This window comes from Mycobacterium sp. IS-1556, assembly GCF_001499985.1.
GTDB lineage: Bacteria > Actinomycetota > Actinomycetes > Mycobacteriales > Mycobacteriaceae > Mycobacterium.
This window is the reverse complement of record NZ_LQIM01000007.1, coordinates 90,791-114,649: the sequence shown is the minus strand read 5'-3', so window position 1 is coordinate 114,649 and position 23,859 is coordinate 90,791. Positions and strand designations below refer to the sequence as shown.

General features: G+C 67.8%; 23 protein-coding genes. 17 read left to right on the top strand and 6 right to left on the bottom strand.

What is annotated here, in order from left to right; translation table 11 throughout:
• The first annotated feature begins 11 nt into the window (after positions 1–11).
• Complete coding sequence (gene nucS, locus AU187_RS07310) at positions 12–683, top strand: endonuclease NucS (RefSeq protein ID WP_059102078.1); 672 nt, start codon at positions 12–14, stop codon at positions 681–683.
• Complete coding sequence (locus tag AU187_RS24895; RefSeq protein WP_082684045.1) at positions 683–967, top strand: Rv1322 family protein; 285 nt, start codon at positions 683–685, stop codon at positions 965–967. Before nucS ends, AU187_RS24895 begins: the two co-directional genes overlap by 1 nt.
• Here AU187_RS24895 and mce read toward each other — a convergent pair.
• Positions 964–1,443: a methylmalonyl-CoA epimerase gene (mce, locus tag AU187_RS07305; RefSeq protein WP_059157013.1), complete on the bottom strand. Its 480-nt coding sequence runs from the start codon at positions 1,441–1,443 to the stop codon at positions 964–966. The two genes, AU187_RS24895 and mce, sit on opposite strands and share 4 nt — an antisense overlap.
• Positions 1,444–1,526: 83 nt before the next feature.
• Between mce and AU187_RS07300 the strand changes: the two genes are divergently transcribed.
• From AU187_RS07300 to AU187_RS07290, 3 genes are read left to right on the top strand one after another with little or no spacing between them, the layout of a single operon-like run.
• Positions 1,527–2,708: an acetyl-CoA C-acetyltransferase gene (locus AU187_RS07300; RefSeq protein WP_059102076.1), complete on the top strand. Its 1,182-nt coding sequence runs from the start codon at positions 1,527–1,529 to the stop codon at positions 2,706–2,708.
• Between the two features lie 43 nt (positions 2,709–2,751).
• Positions 2,752–3,135: a DUF3817 domain-containing protein gene (locus tag AU187_RS07295; RefSeq protein ID WP_059102075.1), complete on the top strand. Its 384-nt coding sequence runs from the start codon at positions 2,752–2,754 to the stop codon at positions 3,133–3,135.
• Between the two features lie 13 nt (positions 3,136–3,148).
• Positions 3,149–4,042, top strand: coding sequence for a tetratricopeptide repeat protein (locus tag AU187_RS07290; RefSeq protein WP_216636049.1), 894 nt, complete (start codon positions 3,149–3,151; stop codon positions 4,040–4,042).
• 79 nt (positions 4,043–4,121) lie between these two features.
• Here AU187_RS07290 and glgB read toward each other — a convergent pair whose 3' ends face one another.
• Complete coding sequence (glgB, locus tag AU187_RS07285) at positions 4,122–6,335, bottom strand: 1,4-alpha-glucan branching protein GlgB (RefSeq protein ID WP_059102073.1); 2,214 nt, start codon at positions 6,333–6,335, stop codon at positions 4,122–4,124.
• A 4-nt stretch (positions 6,336–6,339) separates the two neighbouring features.
• Positions 6,340–8,427 carry an alpha-1,4-glucan--maltose-1-phosphate maltosyltransferase gene (locus tag AU187_RS07280; protein WP_059166472.1) on the bottom strand — a complete coding sequence of 696 codons (2,088 nt, stop codon included), beginning with the start codon at positions 8,425–8,427 and terminating at the stop codon, positions 6,340–6,342.
• Between the two features lie 195 nt (positions 8,428–8,622).
• Between AU187_RS07280 and AU187_RS07275 the strand changes: the two genes are divergently transcribed.
• The 3 genes from AU187_RS07275 (at position 8,623) to AU187_RS07265 (ending at position 12,949) form a co-directional block, all read left to right on the top strand.
• The gene (locus AU187_RS07275) at positions 8,623–11,247 is read left to right on the top strand and encodes a glycosyltransferase family 1 protein (RefSeq protein WP_059102071.1); all 2,625 of its coding nucleotides are present in this window, start codon (positions 8,623–8,625) and stop codon (positions 11,245–11,247) included.
• On the top strand, positions 11,244–12,107 hold the full coding sequence (locus AU187_RS07270) for a Vgb family protein (RefSeq protein WP_059102070.1): 864 nt from the start codon (positions 11,244–11,246) through the stop codon (positions 12,105–12,107). Before AU187_RS07275 ends, AU187_RS07270 begins: the two co-directional genes overlap by 4 nt.
• Before the next feature lie 116 nt (positions 12,108–12,223).
• On the top strand, positions 12,224–12,949 hold the full coding sequence (locus AU187_RS07265; protein WP_286131872.1) for an MspA family porin: 726 nt from the start codon (positions 12,224–12,226) through the stop codon (positions 12,947–12,949).
• Between the two features lie 21 nt (positions 12,950–12,970).
• On the opposite strand, the gene AU187_RS07260 is transcribed toward AU187_RS07265, so the two are convergent.
• The 3 genes from AU187_RS07260 to AU187_RS07250 all read right to left on the bottom strand — a co-directional run bounded on the left by AU187_RS07260 (position 12,971) and on the right by AU187_RS07250 (position 17,707).
• Positions 12,971–14,410, bottom strand: a complete 1,440-nt coding sequence (locus AU187_RS07260; protein ID WP_059166471.1) for a neutral zinc metallopeptidase — start codon at positions 14,408–14,410, stop codon at positions 12,971–12,973.
• Positions 14,411–14,479: 69 nt separating this feature from the next.
• Positions 14,480–16,432, bottom strand: coding sequence for an ATP-dependent DNA helicase (locus AU187_RS07255; RefSeq protein ID WP_059166470.1), 1,953 nt, complete (start codon positions 16,430–16,432; stop codon positions 14,480–14,482).
• Between the two features lie 18 nt (positions 16,433–16,450).
• Complete coding sequence (locus AU187_RS07250; protein ID WP_286131874.1) at positions 16,451–17,707, bottom strand: nicotinate phosphoribosyltransferase; 1,257 nt, start codon at positions 17,705–17,707, stop codon at positions 16,451–16,453.
• A gap of 102 nt (positions 17,708–17,809) precedes the next feature.
• Here AU187_RS07250 and clpS point away from each other — a divergent pair, with 102 nt between their 5' ends.
• The 9 genes from clpS to AU187_RS07205 are packed head-to-tail and all read left to right on the top strand — an operon-like array spanning position 17,810 to position 23,820.
• Positions 17,810–18,124, top strand: a complete 315-nt coding sequence (gene clpS / locus AU187_RS07245) for an ATP-dependent Clp protease adapter ClpS (protein WP_059166469.1) — start codon at positions 17,810–17,812, stop codon at positions 18,122–18,124.
• A 7-nt stretch (positions 18,125–18,131) separates the two neighbouring features.
• Positions 18,132–18,716: an oxidative stress transcriptional regulator AosR gene (aosR, locus tag AU187_RS07240; RefSeq protein ID WP_059102065.1), complete on the top strand. Its 585-nt coding sequence runs from the start codon at positions 18,132–18,134 to the stop codon at positions 18,714–18,716.
• Complete coding sequence (locus AU187_RS07235; RefSeq protein WP_059166468.1) at positions 18,713–19,732, top strand: P1 family peptidase; 1,020 nt, start codon at positions 18,713–18,715, stop codon at positions 19,730–19,732. Before aosR ends, AU187_RS07235 begins: the two co-directional genes overlap by 4 nt.
• A 44-nt stretch (positions 19,733–19,776) precedes the next feature.
• Positions 19,777–20,235 carry a M67 family metallopeptidase gene (locus tag AU187_RS07230; protein ID WP_286131873.1) on the top strand — a complete coding sequence of 153 codons (459 nt, stop codon included), beginning with the start codon at positions 19,777–19,779 and terminating at the stop codon, positions 20,233–20,235.
• Positions 20,232–20,516, top strand: coding sequence for a MoaD/ThiS family protein (locus tag AU187_RS07225; protein ID WP_059102062.1), 285 nt, complete (start codon positions 20,232–20,234; stop codon positions 20,514–20,516). Before AU187_RS07230 ends, AU187_RS07225 begins: the two co-directional genes overlap by 4 nt.
• Positions 20,516–21,478, top strand: a complete 963-nt coding sequence (locus AU187_RS07220) for a cysteine synthase (RefSeq protein ID WP_059102061.1) — start codon at positions 20,516–20,518, stop codon at positions 21,476–21,478. The genes AU187_RS07225 and AU187_RS07220 overlap by 1 nt, the downstream gene beginning before the upstream one ends.
• A complete protein-coding gene (locus AU187_RS07215) occupies positions 21,469–22,155 on the top strand; it encodes a rhomboid family intramembrane serine protease (protein WP_059102060.1) in 687 nt (228 codons plus the stop codon). The genes AU187_RS07220 and AU187_RS07215 overlap by 10 nt, the downstream gene beginning before the upstream one ends.
• A gap of 8 nt (positions 22,156–22,163) precedes the next feature.
• Positions 22,164–22,985 (top strand): glutamate racemase, encoded by an 822-nt coding sequence (gene murI, locus AU187_RS07210; protein ID WP_059102117.1) that lies wholly within the window; start codon positions 22,164–22,166, stop codon positions 22,983–22,985.
• Between the two features lie 58 nt (positions 22,986–23,043).
• A complete protein-coding gene (locus AU187_RS07205; RefSeq protein WP_059102059.1) occupies positions 23,044–23,820 on the top strand; it encodes a cyclic nucleotide-degrading phosphodiesterase in 777 nt (258 codons plus the stop codon).
• Positions 23,821–23,859: the final 39 nt, after the last annotated feature.

The window sequence follows — 23,859 nt, the reverse complement described above, 5'->3', positions numbered from 1 at the left end:
AAGGTGGTCGGGTGCGTCTCGTGATCGCCCAATGCACTGTCGACTACGTCGGACGTCTGACCGCACATCTGCCTTCGGCGCGGCGACTGCTGCTGGTCAAGGCGGACGGTTCGGTGAGCGTGCACGCCGACGACCGCGCCTACAAACCGTTGAACTGGATGAGTCCGCCGTGCCGGCTCACCGAGGACAGCACCGGGCCTGTCCCCGTCTGGGTGGTCGAGAACAAGGCCGGTGAACAGCTGCGGATCACCGTCGAGGAAATCGAACACGACTCCAGCCACGAGCTCGGCGTCGATCCGGGTCTGGTGAAGGACGGCGTCGAAGCGCATCTTCAGGAGTTGTTGGCCGAGCATGTCGAGCTGCTGGGCGCGGGGTACACGCTGGTGCGACGCGAGTACATGACCGCGATCGGCCCCGTGGACCTGCTGTGCCGCGACGGGAACGGCGGATCGGTCGCCGTGGAGATCAAGCGCCGCGGCGAGATCGACGGCGTCGAGCAGCTCACCCGCTACCTCGAGCTGCTCAACCGCGACAGCCTGCTGGCCCCGGTGACGGGCGTCTTCGCGGCCCAGCAGATCAAGCCGCAGGCCCGCACGCTGGCCACCGACCGCGGCATCCGCTGTGTGACGTTGGACTACGACAAGATGCGCGGCATGGACAGCGACGAGTTCCGGCTGTTCTGATGGCTCGCAAGCGCCGCCCGCAGCGTCCGCCGCCCCTGCCTGCGCCGCGACGCCTGGAAACCGGACCGGACGGTTACGAGTACGAGGTCCGGCCGATCGCGGCGGCGCGTGCCGTCAAGACATACCGCTGTCCCGGCTGTGACCACGAGATCCGGCCCGGGACAGCACATTTGGTGGTGTTCCCCGCCGATATGGGGGAGCGGTCCGTCGACGACCGTAGACACTGGCACACGGCGTGCTGGACGCACCGGGCCACGCGTAGCCCGACCCGCAAATGGTCCTAGTGGTCCTGCCCGTCGGCGGCCGGCTCTACGAGCTCGATGAGGACGCCGCCGGAATCCTTCGGGTGGATGAAGTTGATCCGCGAGTTCGCGGTGCCGCTCCGCGGCGCGTCGTACAGCAGCCGCACGCCCTCGTCGCGCAGACGCTCGCTGAGCGCGTCGATGTCGCTGGTGCGGTACGCCAACTGCTGAAGACCGGGACCGCGCTTGTCGATGAACTTCGCGATTGTCGAGGTCTCGTCCAGCGGGGCCATCAGCTGGACCTGAGCGCTACCGACCGGAGCGCCACGCACCGAGAGCATGGCCTCGCGCACGCCTTGATCCTCGTTGACCTCCTCGTGCAGCACGATCATCCCGAGGTGGTCGTGGTACCACTTGATCGCGACGTCCAGATCCGGCACCGCGATCCCCACGTGATCGATCGCCGTCACGAGTGCGCTCGCGAGCGCTGGACGTGCGTCTACGTGTTCAGTGGTCATAACGTAACGGTAACCTTGAGACAGATGTTTGCGGAATGTGTCATGGACCACATATCGATATACCCAGTTTCCGGAGGTAGTAAATGACGACATCGGTGATCGTTGCTGGAGCGCGCACTCCGGTCGGCAAGCTGATGGGCTCGCTGAAGGACTTCTCGGGCAGCGATCTCGGGGCCGTCGCGATCAAGGGCGCCCTGGAGAAGGCCAATGTTCCCGCCTCAGCGGTCGAGTACGTGATCATGGGCCAGGTCCTCACCGCCGGCGCCGGGCAGATGCCCGCCAGGCAGGCCGCGGTGGCCGCCGGAATTGGCTGGTACGTGCCCGCACTGACCATCAACAAGATGTGCCTGTCGGGAATCGACGCCATCGCTCTCGCCGACCAACTGATCCGCGCCGGCGAGTTCGATGTCGTCGTCGCCGGCGGGCAGGAGTCGATGACCCAGGCACCGCACCTGCTGATGAACAGCCGGTCGGGCTACAAGTACGGCGATGTCACCGTGCTCGACCACATGGCCTACGACGGCCTGCACGACGTGTTCACCGATCAGCCGATGGGCGCGCTCACCGAACAGCGCAACGAGGTCGATCAGTTCAGCCGTGCCGAACAGGACGAGTTCGCCGCCCGGTCGCACCAGAAGGCCGCCGCGGCCTGGAAAGACGGCGTCTACGCCGATGAGGTGGTGCCGGTGCAGATCCCGCAGCGCAAGGGCGATCCGCTGGAGTTCAACGAGGACGAAGGCATCCGCGCCAACACCACCGCCGAGTCGCTCTCCGGTCTCAAACCGGCATTCCGCAAGGACGGCACCATCACCGCCGGGTCGGCATCTCAGATTTCCGACGGCGCCTGCGCGGTGGTCGTGATGAACAAGGCCAAGGCCGAGGAACTGGGGCTGAGCTGGTTGGCGGAGATCGGCGCCCACGGCGTGGTCGCCGGCCCGGACTCCACCCTGCAGTCGCAGCCGGCCAACGCCATCAGGAAAGCCGTTGCCCGCGAGGGGATTTCGCTCGACCAGCTGGACGTGATCGAGATCAACGAGGCGTTCTCCGCGGTCGCGTTGGCCTCGACGAAGGAGCTGGGGGTCGACCCGGAGAAGGTCAACGTCAATGGCGGTGCGATCGCGATCGGGCATCCGATCGGCATGTCGGGCGCCCGGATCACGCTGCACGCCGCCCTCGAGCTGGCCCGGCGCGGGTCCGGCTACGCCGTGGCCGCGCTGTGTGGCGCGGGCGGCCAGGGCGACGCGCTGATCCTGCGCGCGCCGTAGCCTCTACGACGGCGTGTAGTAAACATTCCGGTTTTCGTGCACAATAGCGGCCATGACTGGCGCTTTCGATCTTCGGTCCGTTGCCGGATGGTTCCGGCTCGTCGCCTTGCTGGAGGCGTTGAGCTGGGTTGGTCTGCTGACCGGCATGTACTTCAAGTACGTCGGCACGCCGCGCACCGAGGTCGGCGTGCAGGTGTTCGGCATGGCGCACGGGCTGATCTTCGTCGGCTTCGTCGCGGTGGGCCTGCTGGCCGGGATCACCGTCAAGTGGGCGCCCGGCACGTGGTTGCTGGCGATACTGGCGAGCATCGTGCCCCTGGCGAGTGTGATCTTCGTCATCTGGGCGGATCGCACCGGTCGGATGGGCGTCGTGCCCGCTGCCGCGAGCATGTCGCAACCGGGGCGGTCGATCCCGGAAACGACGTGACAAACTTGAACGCGTGAGTCGTCCACGCCCTTCCATCGCGGCCTCCATGGCCGGTGCGGTTGATCTGTCCGCCCTCAAGCAGCGGCCCTCGACGAACGACGGTGGCTCGTCGGCGCCGGCCGGTGGAGTGGAGATCACCGAAGCCAATCTCGAAGATGAGGTGCTGGTCCGGTCGAGCCAGGTTCCGGTCGTCGTCCTGCTTTGGTCACCGCGCAGCGATGCCAGTGTCCAACTGGGTGATTCGCTTGCCGAACTGGCCACCGCCGACGGTGGCAAGTGGTCGCTGGCGACCGTCAACGTCGACGTCGTACCGAGGGTGGCGCAGATGTTCGGGGTGCAGGCGATCCCGACGGTGGTCGCACTGGCCGCTGGACAACCGCTGTCCAGCTTCCAGGGCATGCAGCCGCCAGAACAGCTGCGCCGGTGGATCGACTCGCTGTTGAACGCCGTCGCGGGCAAGCTGCCCGGCAGCGGTGAGCCGGGGGAAGCCGAGGAGGTCGACCCCGCGGTCGCGCAAGCCCGGGCGTCTCTGGACGCCGGTGACTTCGACGCCGCGCGCACGGCGTATCAGGCGATTCTGGACGGCAATCCCAATCACGCCGAGGCCAAGGGCGCCGTGCGTCAGATCGACTTCCTGCAGCGCGCGAGTTCCCGGGACCCCGGTGTGATCGCCGCCGCCGACGCGGCACCCGACGACATCGATGCGGCGTTCGCCGCGGCCGACGTCGAGGTGCTGCAACAGAACGTCGCAGCCGCCTTCGACCGGCTCATCGGCCTGGTCAAGCGGACCTCCGGCGACGACCGCACCACGGTGCGCACGCGGTTGATCGAGCTGTTCGACCTGTTCGACCCGGCCGACCCCGAGGTCATCGCCGGCCGCCGCAAGCTGGCCAACGCGCTGTACTGACTCGCGGAGTGCGCCGAGACTGCGGGGAGATCGCGATTTCGGCTGAATCCGCGATCTGTGAGCAGTTTCGGGGTCAGAACTAGGCGGGTTCGTATTCGAACCACAGGGCCGCGAGCGGGGGTAGCACCATGACGGCCGACGCGGGCCGGCCGTGCCAGGGCTCGTCGGTCGCCTCGACGGCACCGTAGTTACCGATGCCCGACCCGTTGTAGATGTCGGCGTCGGTGTTGAGCACTTCGCGCCAGGTGCCGGCGTACGGCAGGCCGAGCCGGTAGCGGGTGTGTTCGGTGCCGGCGAAGTTGAACACACACGCCAGCACGGAGCCGTCGTCGCCGTAGCGCAAGAAGCTCAGCACGTTGTTGGCCGAGTCGTTGGCGTCGATCCAGGAGTAGCCCTCCGGTCGGGTGTCCTGCGCCCACAGGGCCCGTCGGCTGCGGTAGATGCCGTTGATGTCCTGCACCATGCGTTGGATGCCGGTCGAGAACCCGTTCTCGTCGAGCTGGTACCAGTCCACGCCGCGTTCCTCGGACCATTCGGCGCGTTGGCCGAACTCCTGGCCCATGAACAACAGCTGCTTGCCCGGATGCGCCCACTGATAGGCCAACAGGCTGCGCAACCCGGCCGCCTTGTTGTGGTCGTTGCCCGGCATCCGGCCCCACAACGTGCCCTTGCCGTGCACCACCTCGTCGTGGCTGATCGGCAGCACATAGTTCTCGCTGAACGCATAGAGCATCGAGAACGTGATCTCGTGGTGGTGGTAGCTGCGGTGGATCGGATCGCGCTTGATGAACTCCAGGGTGTCGTTCATCCAGCCCATATTCCACTTCATCGAAAACCCCAGGCCGCCAAGGTTGGTCGGTCTGGTGACGCCGGGCCATGAGGTGGACTCCTCGGCAATCGTCACGATTCCGGGCGCGGCCTTGTGCACGGTCGCGTTCATCTCCTGAAGGAACTGCACGGCTTCGAGGTTCTCGCGGCCGCCGTATATGTTCGGCGTCCACCCGCCCTCGGGCCGCGAGTAGTCCAGGTAGAGCATCGAGGCGACCGCGTCGACCCGCAGCCCGTCGATGTGGAATTCCTGCAACCAGTACAGCGCGTTGGCCACCAGGAAGTTGCGTACCTCGCTGCGGCCGAAGTCGAATACGTAGGTGCCCCAGTCCAACTGCTCGCCGCGGCGCGGATCGGAGTGCTCGTAGAGGGCGGTGCCGTCGAAGCGGCCGAGAGCCCAGGCGTCCTTGGGGAAGTGGGCCGGCACCCAGTCCATGATCACACCGATGCCGGCCTGGTGCAGCGTGTCGACGAGGTGGCGGAACTCGTCGGGCGTACCCAGCCGGGACGTCGGCGCATAATACGACGTCACCTGGTAGCCCCAGGAACCGCCGAAGGGATGCTCGGCGACCGGCATCAATTCGACGTGGGTGAACCCGTTCTCCACGACGTACTGGGTGAGCTGCGCAGCGAGGTCGCGATAGTTCAGGCCGGGCCGCCATGACATCAGATGCACTTCGAGGGTGCTCATCGGCTCGAACACCGGGTTCTGGTTGGTGCGCTTGGCCATCCAGTCCTGGTCCTGCCAGGTGTATTCGCTCAGGGTCACCTTCGACGCCGTCTTCGGCGGCACCTCGGTGGCGAAGGCCATCGGGTCGGCGCGGTCGCTGACCGACCCGTCGGCACCGTGGATGCGGAACTTGTACAGCCCGTCGATATGGAAACCCGGCCAGAACACCTCCCACACACCGGTCGAGCCGAGCACGCGCAGCTGTGCTTCGTTGCCGTCCCAGTGGTTGAACTCGCCGATCAGGGTGACGCCCTTGGCATTCGGCGCCCACACCGCGAACGAGACACCGTCAACGACACCGTCGGGCGTGCTGTAGCGGCGGGGATGCGCGCCGAGGATCTCCCACAGCCGCTCGTGGCGGCCCTCGGCGAACAGGTGCAGATCCATCTCCCCGAGCGTGGGCAGAAACCGGTAGGCGTCGGCCACCGTGTGTACCTGGGTCGAGCCGCTGCCGGCGGGGTAGTGCACCTCGAGCCGGTAGTCGGCCAGTCCGGTGAACGGCAGCGCCACCGCGAACAATCCGGATTCGATGTGCTGGAACACATACCGCTCAGCACCGACGAGCGCCACGACCTCCACCGCATGCGGGCGGTAGGCCCGGATCACGGTGTGGTCGTCGTACTCATGGGCGCCCAGCACCGAGTGCGGGTCGTGGTGTTCACCGGCAAGCAACCGGTTCAGGTCGGCGGTGTGCGGCCGCAGATGTGGGCTGCTCGCCTGTTTGGTCTGCGTCATGTCGTCACTCCCTACGCAGTAGGTTGAGTCGTTGGTCGGTGGGCACCTGCGGCATGTTCAAGATGTGCGCTACCGCACGTACCGGGTCGAGGCGCACGTAATTCGCCTGCCCCCATTGATATTCGTCGCCGGTGACCTCGTCGCGCACCCAGAAGCGGTCGTAGGGCTCCATCCCGAGCGCGGGCATGTCGAGCCACAGCGTGGCCTCCTCGGGCCCGAACGGGTTGAGGGTGACCACCACCAGCACCTGGTCGCCGGTCGCCGGATCGAACTTGCTGTAGGCCAGTAGCGCGTCGTTGTCGACGTGATGGAACGTGATGGTGCGCAACTGGTGCAGCGCAGGATGCAGCCTGCGAATCTCGTTGAGCCGAGCGATGAACGGTTCCAGTGATTCGCCGTCGGCCAGTGCGGCGTCGAAGTCGCGGGCGCGCAGTTCATACTTCTCGGAGTTGAGGTACTCCTCGCTGCCCTCTCGTACCGGGCGGTGTTCGTAGAGTTCGTAGCCCGAGTACACGCCCCACGCCGAACTCATCGTCGATGCCAACACGGCGCGGATCGCGAACATGCCGGGACCGCCGCGCTGGAGGCTCTCGTGCAGGATGTCGGGCGTGTTCACGAACAGGTTCGGGCACGCATAGTCGGCGTGTTCGGCGATCTGCTCGCCGAACTCGATGAGCTCCCACTTCGCCGTGCGCCAGGTGAAGTACGAATACGACTGCGTGAAGCCGAGTTTGGCCAACCCGTACAGGCGCGCCGGGCGGGTGAACGCCTCGGAGAGGAACACCACGTCCGAGTGCTCGTTCTTCACCTTCCCGATCAGCCATGCCCAGAAGTTCGGCGGTTTGGTGTGCGGGTTGTCTACCCGGAAAACCTTGACGCCGTGCGAGATCCAGTGCCGAACCACCCGCAGCACCTCCTCATAGAGGCCGGCCGGGTCGTCGTCGAAGTTCAGCGGATAGATGTCTTGGTACTTCTTCGGCGGGTTCTCCGCATAGGCGATGGTGCCGTCGGGCAGCACGGTGAACCATTCCGGATGGGCCTTGGCCCACGGGTGGTCGGGAGCGCATTGCAACGCGAGGTCGAGCGCCACCTCCATGCCTTCGTCGCGAGCCGCGGCGACGAAGTCGTCGAAGTCGGCGACGGTGCCCAGCTCCGGATGGACAGCGTCGTGACCGCCCTCGTCGCTGCCGATCGCCCAGGGTGAGCCGACGTCGTTGGGCGCGGCGGTCACGCTGTTGTTGCGGCCCTTGCGGTGAACCTTGCCGATCGGGTGGATCGGCGGCAGGTAGACCACGTCGAAGCCCATCCGCGCGATGCGGGGCAGCGCCTTGGTGGCGGTCGCAAAGGTGCCGTGGATCGGGTTGCCCTTGCGGTCCCAGCCGCCGGTGGAGCGGGGAAAGAACTCGTACCACGCGCTGAACCGTGCTTCCGGGCGGTCCACCCAGATCCCGTACTGCTCGCCGCGGGTGAGTAACTCGCGCAACGGATATTCGTCCAGCAGCGCGGTGACCTCCGGTGCCAGCGCTGCGCCGGCGCGGCTGAACGGGTCGCCGGGTTGTCGCAGCTGCGCCGCCGCGTCGATGAGCGGATAGCGGTGCTGACGCGGCACCCCGGTCGAGGCGCGTTCCAGCAGTCGCGCGCCGATCAGCAGATCGTTGGACAGTTCCGACTCACTTTGACCCGCATCGAGCTTGGCGGTCACGTTCTTGCGCCAGGTGGCCACCGGATCGCCCCAGCCGTCGACCCGGAAGGTCCACAGCCCGGTGCAGTCCGGGGTGAACGCACCGTGGAATACGTCGGGCGTTCTGCCCACCGACATCGGCAGGTGCTTGGGCCTCTTGCGCGGTGTGGCGCCGAGGACCGCCTCGATGGGCACCGCCTCGGTGGACTGTGCCAGCCCGGGAGGGTCGTCGGCGAGCTGAGGGTATGCCGAGCCGTGGTAGCGCACCACCAGTGTGGCCGCCACCGCGTCGTGGCCTTCTCGCCAGACCGTCGCAGCGATCGGGATGATCTCGCCGACGACCGCCTTGGCCGGATAGCGTCCACCGGAGACAACAGGCTGGACGTCATCGATCTCGATACGACCGGCCACCTACCAACTCCTCACACCCACGCGGCCCGGTGGGGCCGCTGTGTCGTCTGGTCAACTCACAGTCAACTTCAATAAGCCTCGTCGCGCCCTATACCCACGCTAGTGCGCAGCCCAACCCAAAGCGGACCAAGCAGTCGGAACGCCAGGCCTGCGGGACGCCGGATTGTCAGTAAGGTTGTGTCGCGTGATAGCCCGATGAAAGCGCTGAGAAGGTTCACCGTCCGCGCACATCTGCCCGACCGGCTGGCCGCGCTGGAACGGCTTTCGATCAACCTGCGCTGGTCCTGGGATCGGCCGACGCAGGATCTGTTCGAGTCGATGGATCCCGAGCTGTGGAAGCAGGTGGGCTGCGATCCGGTGGGCCTGTTGGGCCAGATCAGCCCCGGGCGACTGGACGAACTGGCGGTCGACGAGGCGTTCCTGAACCGCCTCGACGGGTTGGCCGCCGATCTCGACGACTACCTGAGCCGGCCGCTCTGGTACCAGCAGGCGATCGAAGACGGCGCGCAACTGCCCAACGGCATCGCGTACTTCTCGATGGAGTTCGGGGTGGCCGAGTCGCTACCGAACTATTCGGGCGGACTCGGCATCCTCGCGGGCGACCACCTGAAGGCGGCATCCGATCTCGGCCTACCGCTAATCGCGGTCGGACTGCTGTACCGGTCGGGCTATTTCCGGCAGTCGCTGACCGCCGACGGCTGGCAGCACGAGAGCTATCCGGCCCTGGATCCGCAGGGCCTTCCGCTTCGCCTGCTCACCGACCGGGACGGCCGACCGGTCCTGCTCTCTGTGGCGATGCCGAGCGAAAACCGCTATGACAACCAACTGCGGGCCCGGGTATGGATCGCACAGGTGGGTCGAATTCCCTTGCTGCTGTTGGATTCCGACGTTCCTGAGAACGACCACGACCTGCGCGGCGTGACTGACCGACTCTACGGCGGCGACCAGGAGCACCGGATCAAGCAAGAGATCCTGGCCGGCATCGGCGGGGTCCGGGCGATCCGGGCGTTCATCGAGTTGGAGGGTAGGCCCTCGCCGGAGGTGTTCCACATGAACGAGGGACACGCGGGCTTCCTCGGTGTCGAGCGAATCCGTGAACTCATCGACGCCGGGCTCGACTTCGACACCGCGCTGACGGTGGTGCGCTCGTCGACGGTGTTCACCACGCACACTCCGGTGCCCGCGGGCATCGACCGGTTCCCGGTCGAGATGGTCCGCCGCTACTTCGGTGGGTCTTCCGATGGACCTTCGGGCGCGATGTCACGGCTGCTGCCCGGTGTCCCGCTCGACCGCATCGTCGCGTTCGGCGAAGAGGACGACCCGGACAAGTTCAACATGGCGCACATGGGGCTGCGCCTGGCGCAGCGCGCCAACGGTGTCTCGCTGTTGCACGGCAACGTCAGCCGGCACATGTTCAACGAGCTGTGGCCCGGCTTCGACCCCGACGAGGTGCCGATCGGATCCATCACCAACGGTGTGCACGCTCCGACGTGGGCGGCGCCGCAATGGCTGGAACTCGCCACCGAGCTGCTCGACAGCGAGGATCTGAGCCGCGCGCGAGAACCCGCGGTGTGGGAGCGGCTGCAGCAGGTCGACACCGGTCATCTGTGGTGGATCCGGTCGCAGCTGCGCGAGCAACTCGTCCAGGACGTGCGCGCGAGACTACGCCGCTCCTTTCTGGAACGAGGGGCGGCGGAGGCCGAATTGGGTTGGATCGCAAACGCATTCGACCCCGGCGTGCTGACGATCGGCTTCGCCCGTCGGGTCCCGACCTACAAACGCCTGACGCTGATGCTGCGTGACCCCGAGCGGTTGGAGCGACTGCTGCTCAACGAGGAGCGGCCCGTCCAACTGATTGTCGCGGGCAAGTCCCATCCCGCCGACGACGGGGGCAAGGCGCTGATCCAGCAGGTGGTGAAGTTCGCCGACCGGCCCGAGGTGCGGCACCGGATCGCATTCCTGCCCGACTACGACATGTCGATGGCGCGCCAGCTGTACTGGGGCTGCGATGTGTGGCTGAACAACCCGCTGCGGCCGCTGGAGGCCTGCGGCACGTCCGGCATGAAAAGTGCGCTCAACGGCGGGCTGAACCTGTCGATCCGCGATGGGTGGTGGGACGAGTGGTACGACGGCGAGAACGGCTGGGAGATCCCGACGGCCGACGGCCTCGCCGACGAGAACCGGCGCGACGACCTCGAGGCGGCCGCACTGTACGACCTGCTCGAGACCTCGGTGGCGCCGAAGTTCTACGACCGTGACGAGCGCGGCATCCCCACCCGGTGGGTGGAGATGGTGCGGCACACGCTGATCGTGCTCGGGCCGAAGCTGCTGGCATCGCGGATGGTCCGCGACTACACCGAGAAGTACTACGCGCCCGCGGCCCAGTCGCTGCGCAGAACCGTCGAACCCGGTGCGGACGGTGAGCCGTTCGGCGCCGCGCGGGAGCTGGCCGGCTTCCGGCTGCGCGCGCAGGAATCGTGGCCGAAGATCCAGATCACCGACGTCGACAGCTACGGCTTGCCCGACACCCCGCTGCTGGGCTCGGAGCTCACGCTGACCGCCAAGGTCCATCTGGCGGGCCTGCGGCCCGACGAGGTCGTGGTGCAGGCCGTCCTCGGCCGCGTCGACGCCGGCGACCAGCTCGTCGACCCGGTGACGGTACCGATGGCGCACACCGCAACCGCCGACGGCGGCAACGAGGTGTTCTCCGCGACGGCGCCGCTGCCCGTCGCCGGTCCCGTCGGTTACACCGTGCGGGTGTTGCCGCACCACCCGCTGCTGGCCGGCGACAACGAACTCGGCCTCGTCACCCTCGCGTGACGGCGCCACGACGAGCGGACGCGCTCGAGGTCGCCGTCGACGGCGGACCCTACGCGCTCGCCGCGGGCCCGGACGGGGCGCTGTGGGTGACGCTGGTGCACGCCGGCGCTATCGCGCGGGTGACCGACGCCGGTGACGTCACCGTCTATCCCGTCGCGCAGGGGTGTCGGCCCACGATCATCGCCGCGGGCCCCGACGGCGCGATGTGGTTCACCCGCTACGGCGACGACCGCATCGGTCGCATCACCATGGCGGGAGAGGTGAGTGCATTCGAGCTGGCCGAGGGCAGCGCCCCCTACGGCATCACGACCGGTCCTGACGGCGGGCTGTGGTTCACGGCGCTGACTTCCGGTGAGATCGGCCGGATTTCGGTCACCGGCGAGATCTCCGCCGGGTACCCGATCGGCGGTGCGCCGTCGATGATCGCCACCGGGCCCGACAACGCGCTGTGGTTCACGCTGAACCAGGCCAGCGCGGTCGGCCGGCTGACGCTCTCCGGTGAGCTCACGGTGCGCGAAACCCCCACGGCCGCATCGGGTCCGGTCGGGATCGCCGCAACACACGACGACGCGGTGTGGTTCACCGAGATCCTCGCCGAGCGGCTGGGGCGCATCCCGCGCGACGATGCCATCCAGGAGATCGCGCTTCCCGGCAAGCCGCACGGCGTGCTCGCCGATCCGGACGACGGGGTGTGGGTGACGCTGTGGGGGTCGAGCCAACTCGCCCGGGTCAGCGGCGACGGGGAGATTGTCACCATCGACCTTCCGCCGGGCAGTGAACCGCACGGGCTGGCGGTCGACGCCAACGGCTGCGTCTGGGTGGCACTGGAAGCGGGTTACGTCTTGCGGATGCCGTCCTGATACGTCCCTGACGTCTTGCTGCCCGGTCCGCCGGAACGATTCTTCGGGCATTTGTCCGCAGCCGGCAGTCCTCGCGGTAGGTTCCGAAGCGTTCCTAACGATCGGGAGGGCGGGCAGTGACGGTTGGGATTGTGCTACGAAGCGGCATCACAGTGATCGCCATCGTGGGTCTGTTGGGCAATCTGGGCGCTGCCGTGGCCGCGGCCAATCCGGAGGTTGAACCCATCGCCGCCGAGGCCGCGCCCCCGCCGGGGGAAGGTGCGGTCGAGTCGACACCGCCGGCGGTGACGGAAGGCCCCGATGGCTGGCGTCTGGAGATGAGTGCCGAGAAGGAGACCCAAGCCCCGATCCCCCCGCTGACGACCGCACTGTCGTCACGTGAATACGTCGTCGGCGGCACTTACAAAGGACGGCTGAGCGGGCCTGGGGGCGGCGAGGAGCCGGAGGGCACCCTCGAGGTCGGCTACGAAATCGGCTGTGGCATCGACATGAGCACCTCCAACGGTGTCTCGTTGACGGGCACCGCCGGCATCAACCCGTCCATCGGACTCCTGGGACTCACCATCGTCGGAGGGGGAGAGGACTTCGGAATTCTGCCCAGCCTGGGCGGCAACGTCGGCGGCGGCATCACCGTCGGCCTCAAACCGGGCCTGGTCAACGTGGTCCCGGTGACGAAGAAGAAGTTCACCGGCGCCGAGCCGTGGGTAATGGTGAGCGGCTTCCGGGTCAAGATCGACGGCTGCGTCGGAGAGTCGTTCATCCGCTCCTATGCGTACCTCACCCACTCGACGGAGCAGTCGGAGGCGATCGTCGCTTGGTACGGCGTGACCAAGAAAATCTGAGCAGAGCCGAGAAGGTCCGCGTCAGTCGAATCGCTTGAAGCAGCGCTCGGTGTCGCCGAGCACCCCGACCCGGAACGCGTCGATGCGGGAGAAGCCCGACGGCACCGACTCGCCGTTGACGTCGCTGGCCACCAGGCCGTTGACGAGGATGCCCGACACCGCTTCGTCGACGTCGCCCGCGGTCAGCGCCACGGTGTTGCCGTCGGGGGTCTGCACACTCTTCGACAACTTGGTGGTGGCGACGCCGGTCAGGCACGCCGTGCGCAGCGCTGCCTCGGCGTCGTCCAGTCCGACGCCGCCGTGCTCGTTCTGGATCGCCTGCATGTAGCGCGACACCAGCACCGAGTAGGCGGTGTTGTCGCCGGTGGCCAGGCCGATCGGATCCTCAACGTCGGGCGGTGCGCCGATCCGCGCCAGCTCATCGAGATCGACGGCGATGGTGTTCGTGGCGGGACAGTAGGACACCGGCGGGCTGGGTCGCGCGTCCGGGCACTCGGCGGGGCCGAAGGTCAGCTCGGGTGGTGCGGCGGGTTCGAACAGGATGTCCATCGCGTCGACGACCGCGCGCACCGATTCCTCGGAGACGGCCCACTCGCCGGTTTCGTTCTCGTCCAAAAGAACCGGCAGATCGCCTCGGCGCTGGCCGATTTCGCGCATATCGATCGCTGCGCAGGCCGCCGCGCCGTCGGTGAATCCGAACTGGAAGGCCGAAACACGTTCGAACGCCGAGCCGTGTTCGTCGACGCCCGCTTCGGGGTCGTTCTCGCTCAACAGCGGATCGCGGAACGCGACGACGGCCGCCAGCACGTTGTTGAGCCCGTCACCGGTCGACAGTGTGAAGCGCGTCGACTCGTCCTCGGCGACCCAGCGCATGTACGCCCCGGCAAGGCAGTCGGCTTGTTGTTCGGAGACCAGCGTCGGGGTGTCCTCGCCGACCAGGCCCGCCTGCTTCTGCACTGAGTGGCCGTACTCGTGGGCGAGCACCATCGTGACGCCCATGTCGCCGTACGCCTGTCGCAGGCCCGGCAGAAGCTCACCGCGATCCCAGCCGATCGTGTTGTCGGTCTGGCAGAAGCCGGCATTGACCAATCCGTAGGTGTCGGTGTCGCAGAACCCGGTCTCGTCGAATCCGTTGGCGTCCCAGGAGTACACCTGGTCGACCGGCTTGAACCTGCCGTCGAAGGCGTCGCCGTAGGCACCTTCCCAGAACTCTTCGATGTCGCTGATCGCTTGGCGGGCGAGTTCGTCGATATCGCTTCCGTCGGTGCCGCGCACCTCACGCACGGGGTCCTGCGCGTCGGGCCGCAGACCGGTGGGGCCGTCCGTCGCCGGCATCCCGGCGACGCGGAACGGATCGGCGAACACCGAGACCGGTTGGCCGTGCAGCATGCTGGTGCACGCGGTCGCCAGCGAAGCCGCGCCCACCGCGATCGCGACGGCGATCCGGTGTCGTCGACTCATGGACGCCGCCTTTCGGATCGACTGGCGGCCACGCGGCGCGCACTGAACCGTTGCCAGGATAGAAAACAATCAAACGGTGCGGAGACGTTCGAGCGCCTGGCGCACGCGGGTGGAGTCGGTGGTGGCCCAGAACGGCGGTAGCGACGCCCGCAGGTAGCCGCCGTAGCGGGCGGTGGCCATCCGGGAGTCCAGCACGGCGACGACGCCGCGGTCGTCGACGGTGCGCAGCAACCTGCCCGCGCCCTGCGCCAGCAGCAACGCCGCGTGGCTGGCGGCCACGGCCATGAAGCCGTTGCCGCCGCGTGCGGCCACCGCCCGCTGTCGGGCGGTGAGCAGTGGGTCGTCGGGGCGCGGGAACGGAATCCGGTCGATCAGCACCAGCGACAGGGATGGGCCGGGCACGTCGACGCCCTGCCACAGCGAAAGCGTGCCGAACAACGAACTCTCGGGATCGTCGGCGAACCGTTTGACCAGTGCCGACGTGGTGTCCTCGCCCTGGCACAGCACCGGGGTGTCCAGGCGTTCGCGCATGATCTCGGCCGCGGCTTTGGCCGCCCGCATCGAGGAGAACAAGCCCAGCGTGCGGCCGCCCGCGGCGGTGATCAGCGCCGCGATCTCGTCGAGTTGTTCAGCCGACCCGGTGCCGTCGCGCCCGGGCGGGGGCAGATGCGCAGCGACGTAGAGGATGCCCGACTTCGCATGCTCGAACGGGGACCCGACGTCGATACCCTGCCATCTAGTGTCTTCGGCCGTCAGTCCCCATGCGGCCGCCATCGCGTCGAACGTGCCGCCGATGGTCAGCGTCGCCGACGTCAGCACCGTCGTCGAATGCTCAAAGAGCCTGGTGCGCAACAACCCTGACACCGCCAGCGGCGCCACCCGCAGGATCGTGCGCACCGTTCCCCGCGTCTCTTCGCGTTCGATCCACACCACGTCCGTGCGGTCTGCGAGGGCGGGCCCGAACGAATCGAGGATGCGCGAGGCGGTGTCGCCGATATCCGTCAACGCGGTGACGGCCTCGGCGCGCGCGGACGCCGCCTTGGGGTCACTCGGCGCGGTGTCGATCGCCGACCGGACCCGGTGCGCGGCGTCGCGCACCGCGGTCAGATAGGTCGCCAGTTCGTCGTCGAGCACATCGATGCGGCCCGGTTCGGTGTCGTGGATCGCCGACGACAGCGTCGCGGTCGCGGCCTCCAGCCGGTGTGCCAGTTCCTCGTCGACCAGGCGCGCGGCGCGGCGGTGGGCGGCGCCGAGCGACGTGGCCGACAACTCGCCGGTGGCCACCGAGGTCACCCGGTCGACCAACTCGTGCGCCTCGTCGACGACCAGCAGGTGGTGTTCGGGCAGTACCGCGGCATCGGAGATCGCGTCGATCGCCAGCAGTGCGTGGTTGGTGACGACGACATCCGCTCGGCCGGCTTTCTCCCGCGCCTTCTCCGCGAAGCAGTCGGTTCCGAACGGGCACCGTGCCACGCCGATGCACTCGCGCGCCGACACGCTGACCTGCGACCAGGACCGGTCCGGCACTCCGGGGGTCAACTCGTCGCGGTCACCGGTGTCGGTGTCCGACGACCAGGCGACGAGCCGCTGCACGTCGCGACCTAGCGCGCTGGCCGCGACCGGTTCGAACAACTCCTCCTGCGGGCGCTCCTCCGATTCCGCAGCCCCGTTGTGAATCTTGTTCAGGCACAGATAGTTTCCACGGCCTTTCAACAGCGCGAACTCGGGCGTGCGGGGCAGCGCGCCGGTCAGCGACTCGGCCAGTCGCGGCAGGTCACGGTCGACAAGTTGGCGTTGCAGCGCGATGGTGGCCGTGGACACCACGACGGGTTCGTCGGTCTCGACGGCGCGCGCGATTGCAGGAACCAGGTAGGCCAGCGACTTACCGGTGCCCGTTCCGGCCTGCACCGCGAGATGCTCACCGGTGTCGAACGCGCGCGCAACGGCCCGGGTCATCTCGATCTGGCCGGCGCGCTCGCGACCGCCCAGCGCGGTGACCGCCGTGGCCAGGAGTTCGGTGATGTCCGACGTGGCTGCTCCTTACGCGCCGGGAGGGATCAACCGGGTCGGGATCGCCGGCTCGCCGCGGGAGAGCTTCAGCCCGTCCCACGGCAGGCTCGTCAAACCGTCGGCGACCCGCTGACGGGCCGCGTCGAAGGACAGCTCGTCGACCGGTTCACCGCGCTGGATCAGCGGAACCGTCAACGCTCGCGCGGTGAGGCCGTCGTGGTCCGAGGGCGCGCGGCCGTCGGGGTACACGACTTCCTCGACGATCGTGCCGGTCGGCTTGGCAAGCCGCAGCGCCTGCTTGCGACCTCCGTGAGACTGCTTGTGGCTGCTGCGCTTTTCCACCGGGATGCCATCCACCTCGGCCAGCTTGTAGACCATGCCGGCGGTCGGGGCGCCGGAGCCGGTGACGAGAGAAGTGCCCACGCCGTAGGTGTCGACCGGTTCGGCGCGCAACGAGGCGATCGAGAACTCGTCGAGGTCGCCGGACACCACTATCTGGGTTCCGGTGGCGCCGAGGCTGTCGAGTTGAGCGCGGACCTGGCGTGCGAGCACCCCGAGGTCGCCGGAGTCGATGCGCACCGCCCCGAGCCCGGGACCGGCGACCTCGACGGCCGTCGCCACCCCCGCGGTGATGTCGTAGGTGTCGACGAGCAGCGTGGTGCCCACGCCCAGCGCGTCGACCTGCGCCCGGAACGCCGCCCGCTCGTCGGGACCGTCGTGGGTGGTGTGCAGCAGCGTGAAGGCGTGCGCGCTGGTGCCCAGCGCCGGGACCCCGTAATCGAGTTGCGCCTGCAGATTCGACGACCCGGCGAAGCCGGCCAGGTACGCGGCGCGGGCGGCGGCGACGGCGGCCCGTTCGTGTGTGCGCCGCGAACCCATCTCGATCAGCGGTCGGCCTTGGGCCGCGCTGACCATGCGGGCGGCGGCCGACGCGATCGCGGTGTCGTGGTTGAAGATCGACAGCGCCAGCGTCTCCAGTACGACACATTCGCCGAAGGTGCCGTGCACCGAGAGCACGGGCGAACCCGGGAAGTACAGCTCACCTTCGGCGTAGCCGTCGACATCGCCGCGGAATCGATAGTCGGCGAGATAGGCAAGCGTCTGTGAGTCGAGGAAGTCGAGGGCAGACAGCGTCGCATCGTCGAATCTGAAGTGCGCCAAAGCATCCACGAATCGGGCGGTGCCGGCGACCACGCCGTAGCGACGCCCTTCGGGGAGGCGGCGCGCGAAGAGTTCGAAGCTGGTTCGCCGGTGTGCGGTGCCGTCACGCAGCGCGGCCGCGAGCATCGTCAGCTCGTATTTGTCGGTGAGCAGGGCCGGGGATGCGGCGGTCACACCGCCACCGTAGTAGCTCGAAGCGACGGTTCTGCGTTGGCTATCCTGAACCACATGGTTACGCCGGCGAAGGCTCGACCGAAAACTCGCAAGGAGCGGGACGTCAAGTCCGTCGCGGAGGAAGACGCGGCCACCGACAGTCCGTGGGTGACCATCGTGTGGGACGACCCGGTGAACCTGATGACGTACGTGACTTATGTCTTCCAGAAGCTGTTCGGCTACCCCGAGCCGCACGCGACCAAGCTGATGCTGCAGGTGCACAACGAGGGCAAGGCGGTGGTTTCGGCGGGCAGTCGCGAGTCGATGGAGGTCGACGTGTCCAAGCTGCACGCAGCCGGGTTGTGGGCGACCATGCAGCAGGACCGCTGACAGACACGTGCGTAAGTGGAAGCGGGTGGAGACCGCCGGCGGCGCGCGCTTCCGGTCGGCCGTGGCGCCGCATGAGGCCGCACTGTTGCGGAGCCTCGCCACCTCGCTGATGGGCATGCTCGATGAACGCGAATCCTCCGCGCCCGCAGACGAACTCGAGGCGATCACCGGTATGCGCACCGGCAACTCGACACCGCCCGACGACGACACGATGAAGCGGCTGCTGCCGGACTTCTACCGACCGCAGAGCGAGCACCCGGCCGGCTCCAGCGCGGCCGAGAGCCTCAACAGCGCGCTGCGCAGCCTGCACGAGCCGGCCATCATCGACGCGAAACGCCAAGCCGCGCAGACAGTTCTGGACACCATGCCGCGCGAGGGCGGCAAGTTCGAGTTGTCCGAGGACGACGCGCACGCCTGGGCCGCCACGGTCAACGACATGCGACTGGCGCTGGGCACCATGCTGGGCATCTCGCCGGACGGTCCCGACGACCTGCCGCACGACCATCCGATGGCCGGGCACCTCGACGTCTACCAGTGGCTCACGGTGCTGCAGGAGTATCTGGTGCTCGCGCTGATGGGCAAGTCCCGATGAGCTCGATCACCGACGTCGCCGGTATCCGGGTGGGCCAGCATCATCGACTCGACCCGGATGTGACGTTGGGTTCAGGTTGGGCCAGTGGCACCACCGTCGTGCTGACCCCGCCGGGGACCGTCGGCGCCGTCGACGGCAGGGGCGGGGCGCCCGGCACCCGCGAGACCGACCTGCTCGACCCGATCAACTCCGTGCAGCACGTCGACGCCGTGGTGTTGTCCGGCGGCAGCGCGTACGGCCTGGCCGCCGCGGACGGGGTGATGCACTGGCTCGAGGAGCAGGGCCGCGGCGTCGCGCTGGAGGGCGGCGTCGTGCCGATCGTGCCCGCCGCGGTGGTCTACGACCTGCCGGTCGGAGGCTGGCAGTGCCGGCCGACTGCGGAGTTCGGTTACGCCGCCGCCGAGAGCGCCGGGGCCGAGTTGGCGATCGGCACGGTGGGTGCGGGCACGGGCGCGCGGGTGGGTGTGCTCAAGGGCGGCGTGGGCACGGCCTCGATGACGCTCGACTGCGGCGCGACGGTCGGGGCGTTGGTGGTGGTCAACGCCGCGGGCGACGCGGTCGATCCGGCGACGGGCCTGCCGTGGCTGGCCTACCAAATCGAGGAGTTCGGGTTGGTGCCGCCGCCCGCCGACCAGATCGCCGCCTACGCCGACCGGCATGTCGAGTACAGCCCGCTCAACACCACCATCGCCGTCGTCGCCACCGACGCCGTGCTGAGCCCCGCAGGCTGTCGACGGGTCGCCGTCGCCGCGCATGACGGGTTGGCGCGCACCATCCGGCCGTGCCACACCCCACTGGACGGCGACACGGTGTTCGCGCTGGCCACGGGTGCCGTGGAGGTCCCACCCGACCCGTCGACGCCGGCGTCGATGTCGCCGGAGGTCCCGCTGATCACGCAGGTCGGGGCCGCCGCTGCGGATTGTCTGGCCCGAGCCGTGATGGTGGGGGTGCTGGCCGCGGAGTCGGTGGCCGGAATACCCACGTACCGGGACCTGTTGCCCGGAGCGTTCGAGTAATCGCGAAACAGCATTCCAGCAGGCGTTTACTCGATATTTCGCTGCTGGAATACAGTTTCGGGCAGAAAGGGGTAGTTGTGCTGGTGATTCGGGCCGATTTGGTCGACGCCATGGTCGCCCACGCCCGGGCCGACCATCCCGACGAGGCCTGCGGCGTGATCGCCGGGCCGGAGGGCTCGGACCGTCCGGAGCGCTTCATCGCGATGGTCAATGCCGAGCGTTCGCCGACGTTCTACCGGTTCGACTCCGGTGAACAGCTGAAGGTGTGGCGGGCCTTAGAGGATGCAGGCGAGGCCCCCGTGATCATCTATCACTCGCACACCGCCACCGAGGCGTATCCCAGCCGCACCGACATCGCCTACGCGTCCGAACCGGATGCCCACTACGTGCTGGTGTCGACCCGCGACCCCGAGAAACACGAGGTGCGGAGCTACCGCATCGTCGACGGCGTCGTCACCGAGGAACCCGTCAAAATCGTCGAGCAGTACGAGGAGCAATCATGACTGTGAACGTGTCGATCCCGACCATCCTGCGCCCCCACACCGGCGGCGAGAAGCGCGTCACCGCGAACGGTGACACGTTGGCCGCGGTGATCGGCGATCTGGAGGCCAACTACTCCGGCATCTCGGAACGACTCATGGACAACGGCAAGCTGAACCGGTTCGTCAACATCTATGTCAACGACGAGGACGTGCGGTTCTCCGGCGGGCTGGACACCACGATCGCCGATGGCGACTCGGTCACCATCTTGCCCGCGGTGGCAGGAGGGTCAGTGGGCGTCTGATGACGCGTTACGACTCGCTGCTCGAAGCGTTGGGCAACACGCCGTTGGTGGGCCTGCGCCGAGTCTCGCCGCGCTGGGACGACGAGCCGCACGTGCGGTTGTGGGCCAAGCTCGAGGACCGCAATCCCACCGGCTCCATCAAGGACCGCCCGGCGTTGCGGATGATCGAGGAGGCCGAACGCCAGGGCCTGCTGCAGCCCGGCGCGACGATCCTGGAGCCGACCAGCGGCAACACCGGCATCTCGCTCGCGATGGCCGCGTTGCTCAAGGGCTATCAGATGATCTGCGTGATGCCGGAGAACACGTCGATCGAACGCCGCCAGCTACTGGAACTGTACGGCGCGCGGATCATCTATTCGCCCGCCGAAGGTGGCTCGAACACCGCGGTCGCGCAGGCGAAAGAGCTTGCGCAGCAGAACCCTTCGTGGGTGATGCTCTACCAGTACGGCAACGAGGCCAACTCGCTGTCGCACTACGAGGGCACCGGACCGGAGCTGCTCGCCGACCTGCCCGAGATCACCCACTTCGTCGCGGGCCTCGGCACCACCGGCACCTTGATGGGCACCGGTCGGTATCTGCGCGAGCACAAGCCGGACGTGAAGATCGTCGCCGCCGAACCGCGGTACGGCGAGGGCGTCTACGCGTTGCGCAACATCGACGAGGGGTTCATCCCCGAGTTGTACGACCCGGACGTGCTGACGACGCGGTACTCCGTCGGCTCATACGACGCGATTCGGCGCACCCGCGATCTGGTCCAGGTGGAAGGGATCTTCGCAGGCATCTCCACCGGTGCGGTACTGCATGCCGCGCTGGGCATGGCGGCCAAGGCGGTCAAGGCGAAAGAGCAGGCCGACATCGCGTTCGTCGTCGCCGACGCGGGGTGGAAGTATCTGTCGACCGGTGCCTACGCCGGTAGCCTGGATGACGCCGAAGACGCGTTGGAAGGTCAGCTATGGGCTTGAGCGGTCCGGGATACCCGGCCACGCCATCGCAGCCGAAGAAGCGGCCCGCGTGGATGGTCGGCGGCCTGACCGTGCTCAGCTTCGTCGTGCTGCTGTGGGTCATCGAGTTGTTCGACTCGCTGTCCGACCACCGCCTGGACGACAACGGGATTCGGCCGCTGGAGAGCGACGGGCTGCTGGGAATCCTGTTCGCGCCGCTGCTGCACTCGAACTGGGATCACCTGATCGCCAACACCGTTCCGGCGCTGGTGCTCGGTTTCCTGATGACGCTGGCGGGCATGTCACGGTTCATCTTCGCCACGGCCATCGTGTGGATCCTCGGAGGCCTCGGCACCTGGTTGATCGGCAACGTCGGCGCGCACTGTCCCTACGTCGGAGTGCGGTGCGAGGCCAACCACATCGGCGCTTCGGGCCTGATCTTCGGTTGGCTGGCGTTTCTGATCGTGTTCGGATTCTTCACGCGTAAGGCGTGGGAGATCGTTGTCGGCGTGATCGTGCTGCTGGTCTACGGCAGCGTCCTGCTCGGTGTGCTGCCCGGTACGCCGGGGGTGTCGTGGCAGGGTCACTTGAGCGGGGCGGTGGCGGGCGTCGTCGCGGCGTATCTGTTGTCCGGACCGGAACGCAAGGCACGCGAACGACGCAGGAGCGCGGCGTCGAACCCGTACCTGACGACGTGAACTCGGCAGTGTCCTCGGAGGCGCCCGTCGGCATCTTCGATTCCGGCGTCGGCGGGCTCACTGTGGCCCGCGCGATCATCGACCAGTTGCCCGACGAGAACATCGTCTACGTGGGCGATACCGAAAACGGGCCGTACGGACCGCTGTCCATCCCGCAGATCCGCGCACACGCCCTGGCGATCGGCGACGACCTGGTTTCGCGCGGAGTCAAGGCGCTCGTCATCGCATGCAACACGGCGTCGTCGGCGTGCCTGCGCGACGCCCGCGAACGCTACGCGCCGGTGCCCGTGGTCGAGGTCATCCTGCCCGCGGTGCGCCGCGCCGTCGCGACCACCCGCAACGGGCGGATCGGCGTCATCGGCACCGCGGCGACGATCGCGTCCGGCACCTATCAGGACGCGTTCGCCGCGGCGCGCGACACCGAGGTGATCGGAGTCGCCTGCCCCCGGTTCGTCGACTTCGTCGAGCGCGGTGTGACCAGCGGACGGCAGGTGCTGGGACTGGCCGAGGGCTACCTGGAACCGCTGCAGCGCGCCGAGGTCGACACGCTCGTACTCGGCTGCACCCACTATCCGATGCTGTCGGGGCTGATCCAGCTGGCGATGGGCGAGAACGTCACCTTGGTGTCCAGCGCCGAGGAGACCGCCAAGGACTTGCTCAGGGTGCTCACCGAACTGGATTTGCTGCGGCCCCACGGAAGTTCACCCGCGCAGCGGATGTTCGAGGCGACCGGTGATCCCGAGGCGTTCACCACACTGGCCGCGCGGTTCCTGGGGCCGACGCTCGACGGTGTTCGACCTGTTCAACGTCACGTCGGTTCCCAAAGATGATTTTCGTCGCTCGAACCGGCCATGTTTTCGTCGCGGGGATACCGGGCATGGCAAGCTAGTGAGCGTGCGAATCACCGTTCTCGGTTGCTCCGGCAGTGTCGTCGGGCCTGATTCGCCAGCGTCGGGATACCTCGTGTCGGCTCCCGATACGCCGCCATTGGTCCTTGATTTCGGCGGTGGTGTGCTCGGCGCGCTGCAGCGCCACGCCGACCCGAACGACGTTCATGTGCTGTTGTCGCACCTGCACGCCGACCACTGCCTCGATCTACCCGGGCTGTTCGTGTGGCGGCGCTACCACCCGTCGCCGGCACAGCAGCGCGGCATCATGTACGGCCCGGCCAATACGTGGGCCCGGCTCGGCGCGGCGTCGTCGCCCGAAGGCGGCGAGGTCGACGACTTCTCCGACGTGTTCGAGATCCGCCACTGGGTCGACGACGAGGCGGTCACGATCGGTTCGCTCAACGTGACGCCGAAGCTTGTTTGCCACCCGACGGAGTCCTACGGCATGCGTATCACCGATCCGGACGGCGCCACGCTGGTCTACAGCGGCGACACCGGCTACTGCGACGCGTTGATCGACCTCGCCCGGGGCGCCGACGTGTTCCTGTGTGAGGCGTCGTGGACGCACTCGCCGGACCGGCCGCCCCGACTGCACCTGTCGGGCACCGAGGCGGGCCGGGCCGCGGCCGCAGCGGGCGTCGGCGAACTTCTGCTGACCCACATTCCGCCGTGGACATCGCGGGAGGACGTCATCAGCGAGGCCAAGGGCGAGTTCGACGGTCCGGTGCACGCGGTGGTGTGCAACGAGACCTTCGACGTCGTGCGCGCGGCGTAGCGGTACGCGGGCGGTGGGGTCACACCGAGCCGATAGGGT

What these genes read in the sequence shown, in the direction of transcription:
- AU187_RS24895 (WP_082684045.1), top strand. Translation starts at nt 683, where the DNA reads ATGGCTCGCAAGCGCCGCCCGCAGCGTCCGCCGCCCCTGCCTGCGCCG.
- mce (WP_059157013.1), bottom strand. Translation starts at nt 1,443, where the DNA reads ATGACCACTGAACACGTAGACGCACGTCCAGCGCTCGCGAGCGCACTC.
- AU187_RS07300 (WP_059102076.1), top strand. Translation starts at nt 1,527, where the DNA reads ATGACGACATCGGTGATCGTTGCTGGAGCGCGCACTCCGGTCGGCAAG.
- glgB (WP_059102073.1), bottom strand. Translation starts at nt 6,335, where the DNA reads ATGACGCAGACCAAACAGGCGAGCAGCCCACATCTGCGGCCGCACACC.
- AU187_RS07275 (WP_059102071.1), top strand. Translation starts at nt 8,623, where the DNA reads ATGAAAGCGCTGAGAAGGTTCACCGTCCGCGCACATCTGCCCGACCGG.
- AU187_RS07260 (WP_059166471.1), bottom strand. Translation starts at nt 14,410, where the DNA reads ATGAGTCGACGACACCGGATCGCCGTCGCGATCGCGGTGGGCGCGGCT.
- AU187_RS07250 (WP_286131874.1), bottom strand. Translation starts at nt 17,707, where the DNA reads ATGCTCGCGGCCGCGCTGCGTGACGGCACCGCACACCGGCGAACCAGC.
- clpS (WP_059166469.1), top strand. Translation starts at nt 17,810, where the DNA reads ATGGTTACGCCGGCGAAGGCTCGACCGAAAACTCGCAAGGAGCGGGAC.
- AU187_RS07235 (WP_059166468.1), top strand. Translation starts at nt 18,713, where the DNA reads ATGAGCTCGATCACCGACGTCGCCGGTATCCGGGTGGGCCAGCATCAT.
- AU187_RS07225 (WP_059102062.1), top strand. Translation starts at nt 20,232, where the DNA reads ATGACTGTGAACGTGTCGATCCCGACCATCCTGCGCCCCCACACCGGC.
- AU187_RS07220 (WP_059102061.1), top strand. Translation starts at nt 20,516, where the DNA reads ATGACGCGTTACGACTCGCTGCTCGAAGCGTTGGGCAACACGCCGTTG.
- AU187_RS07215 (WP_059102060.1), top strand. Translation starts at nt 21,469, where the DNA reads ATGGGCTTGAGCGGTCCGGGATACCCGGCCACGCCATCGCAGCCGAAG.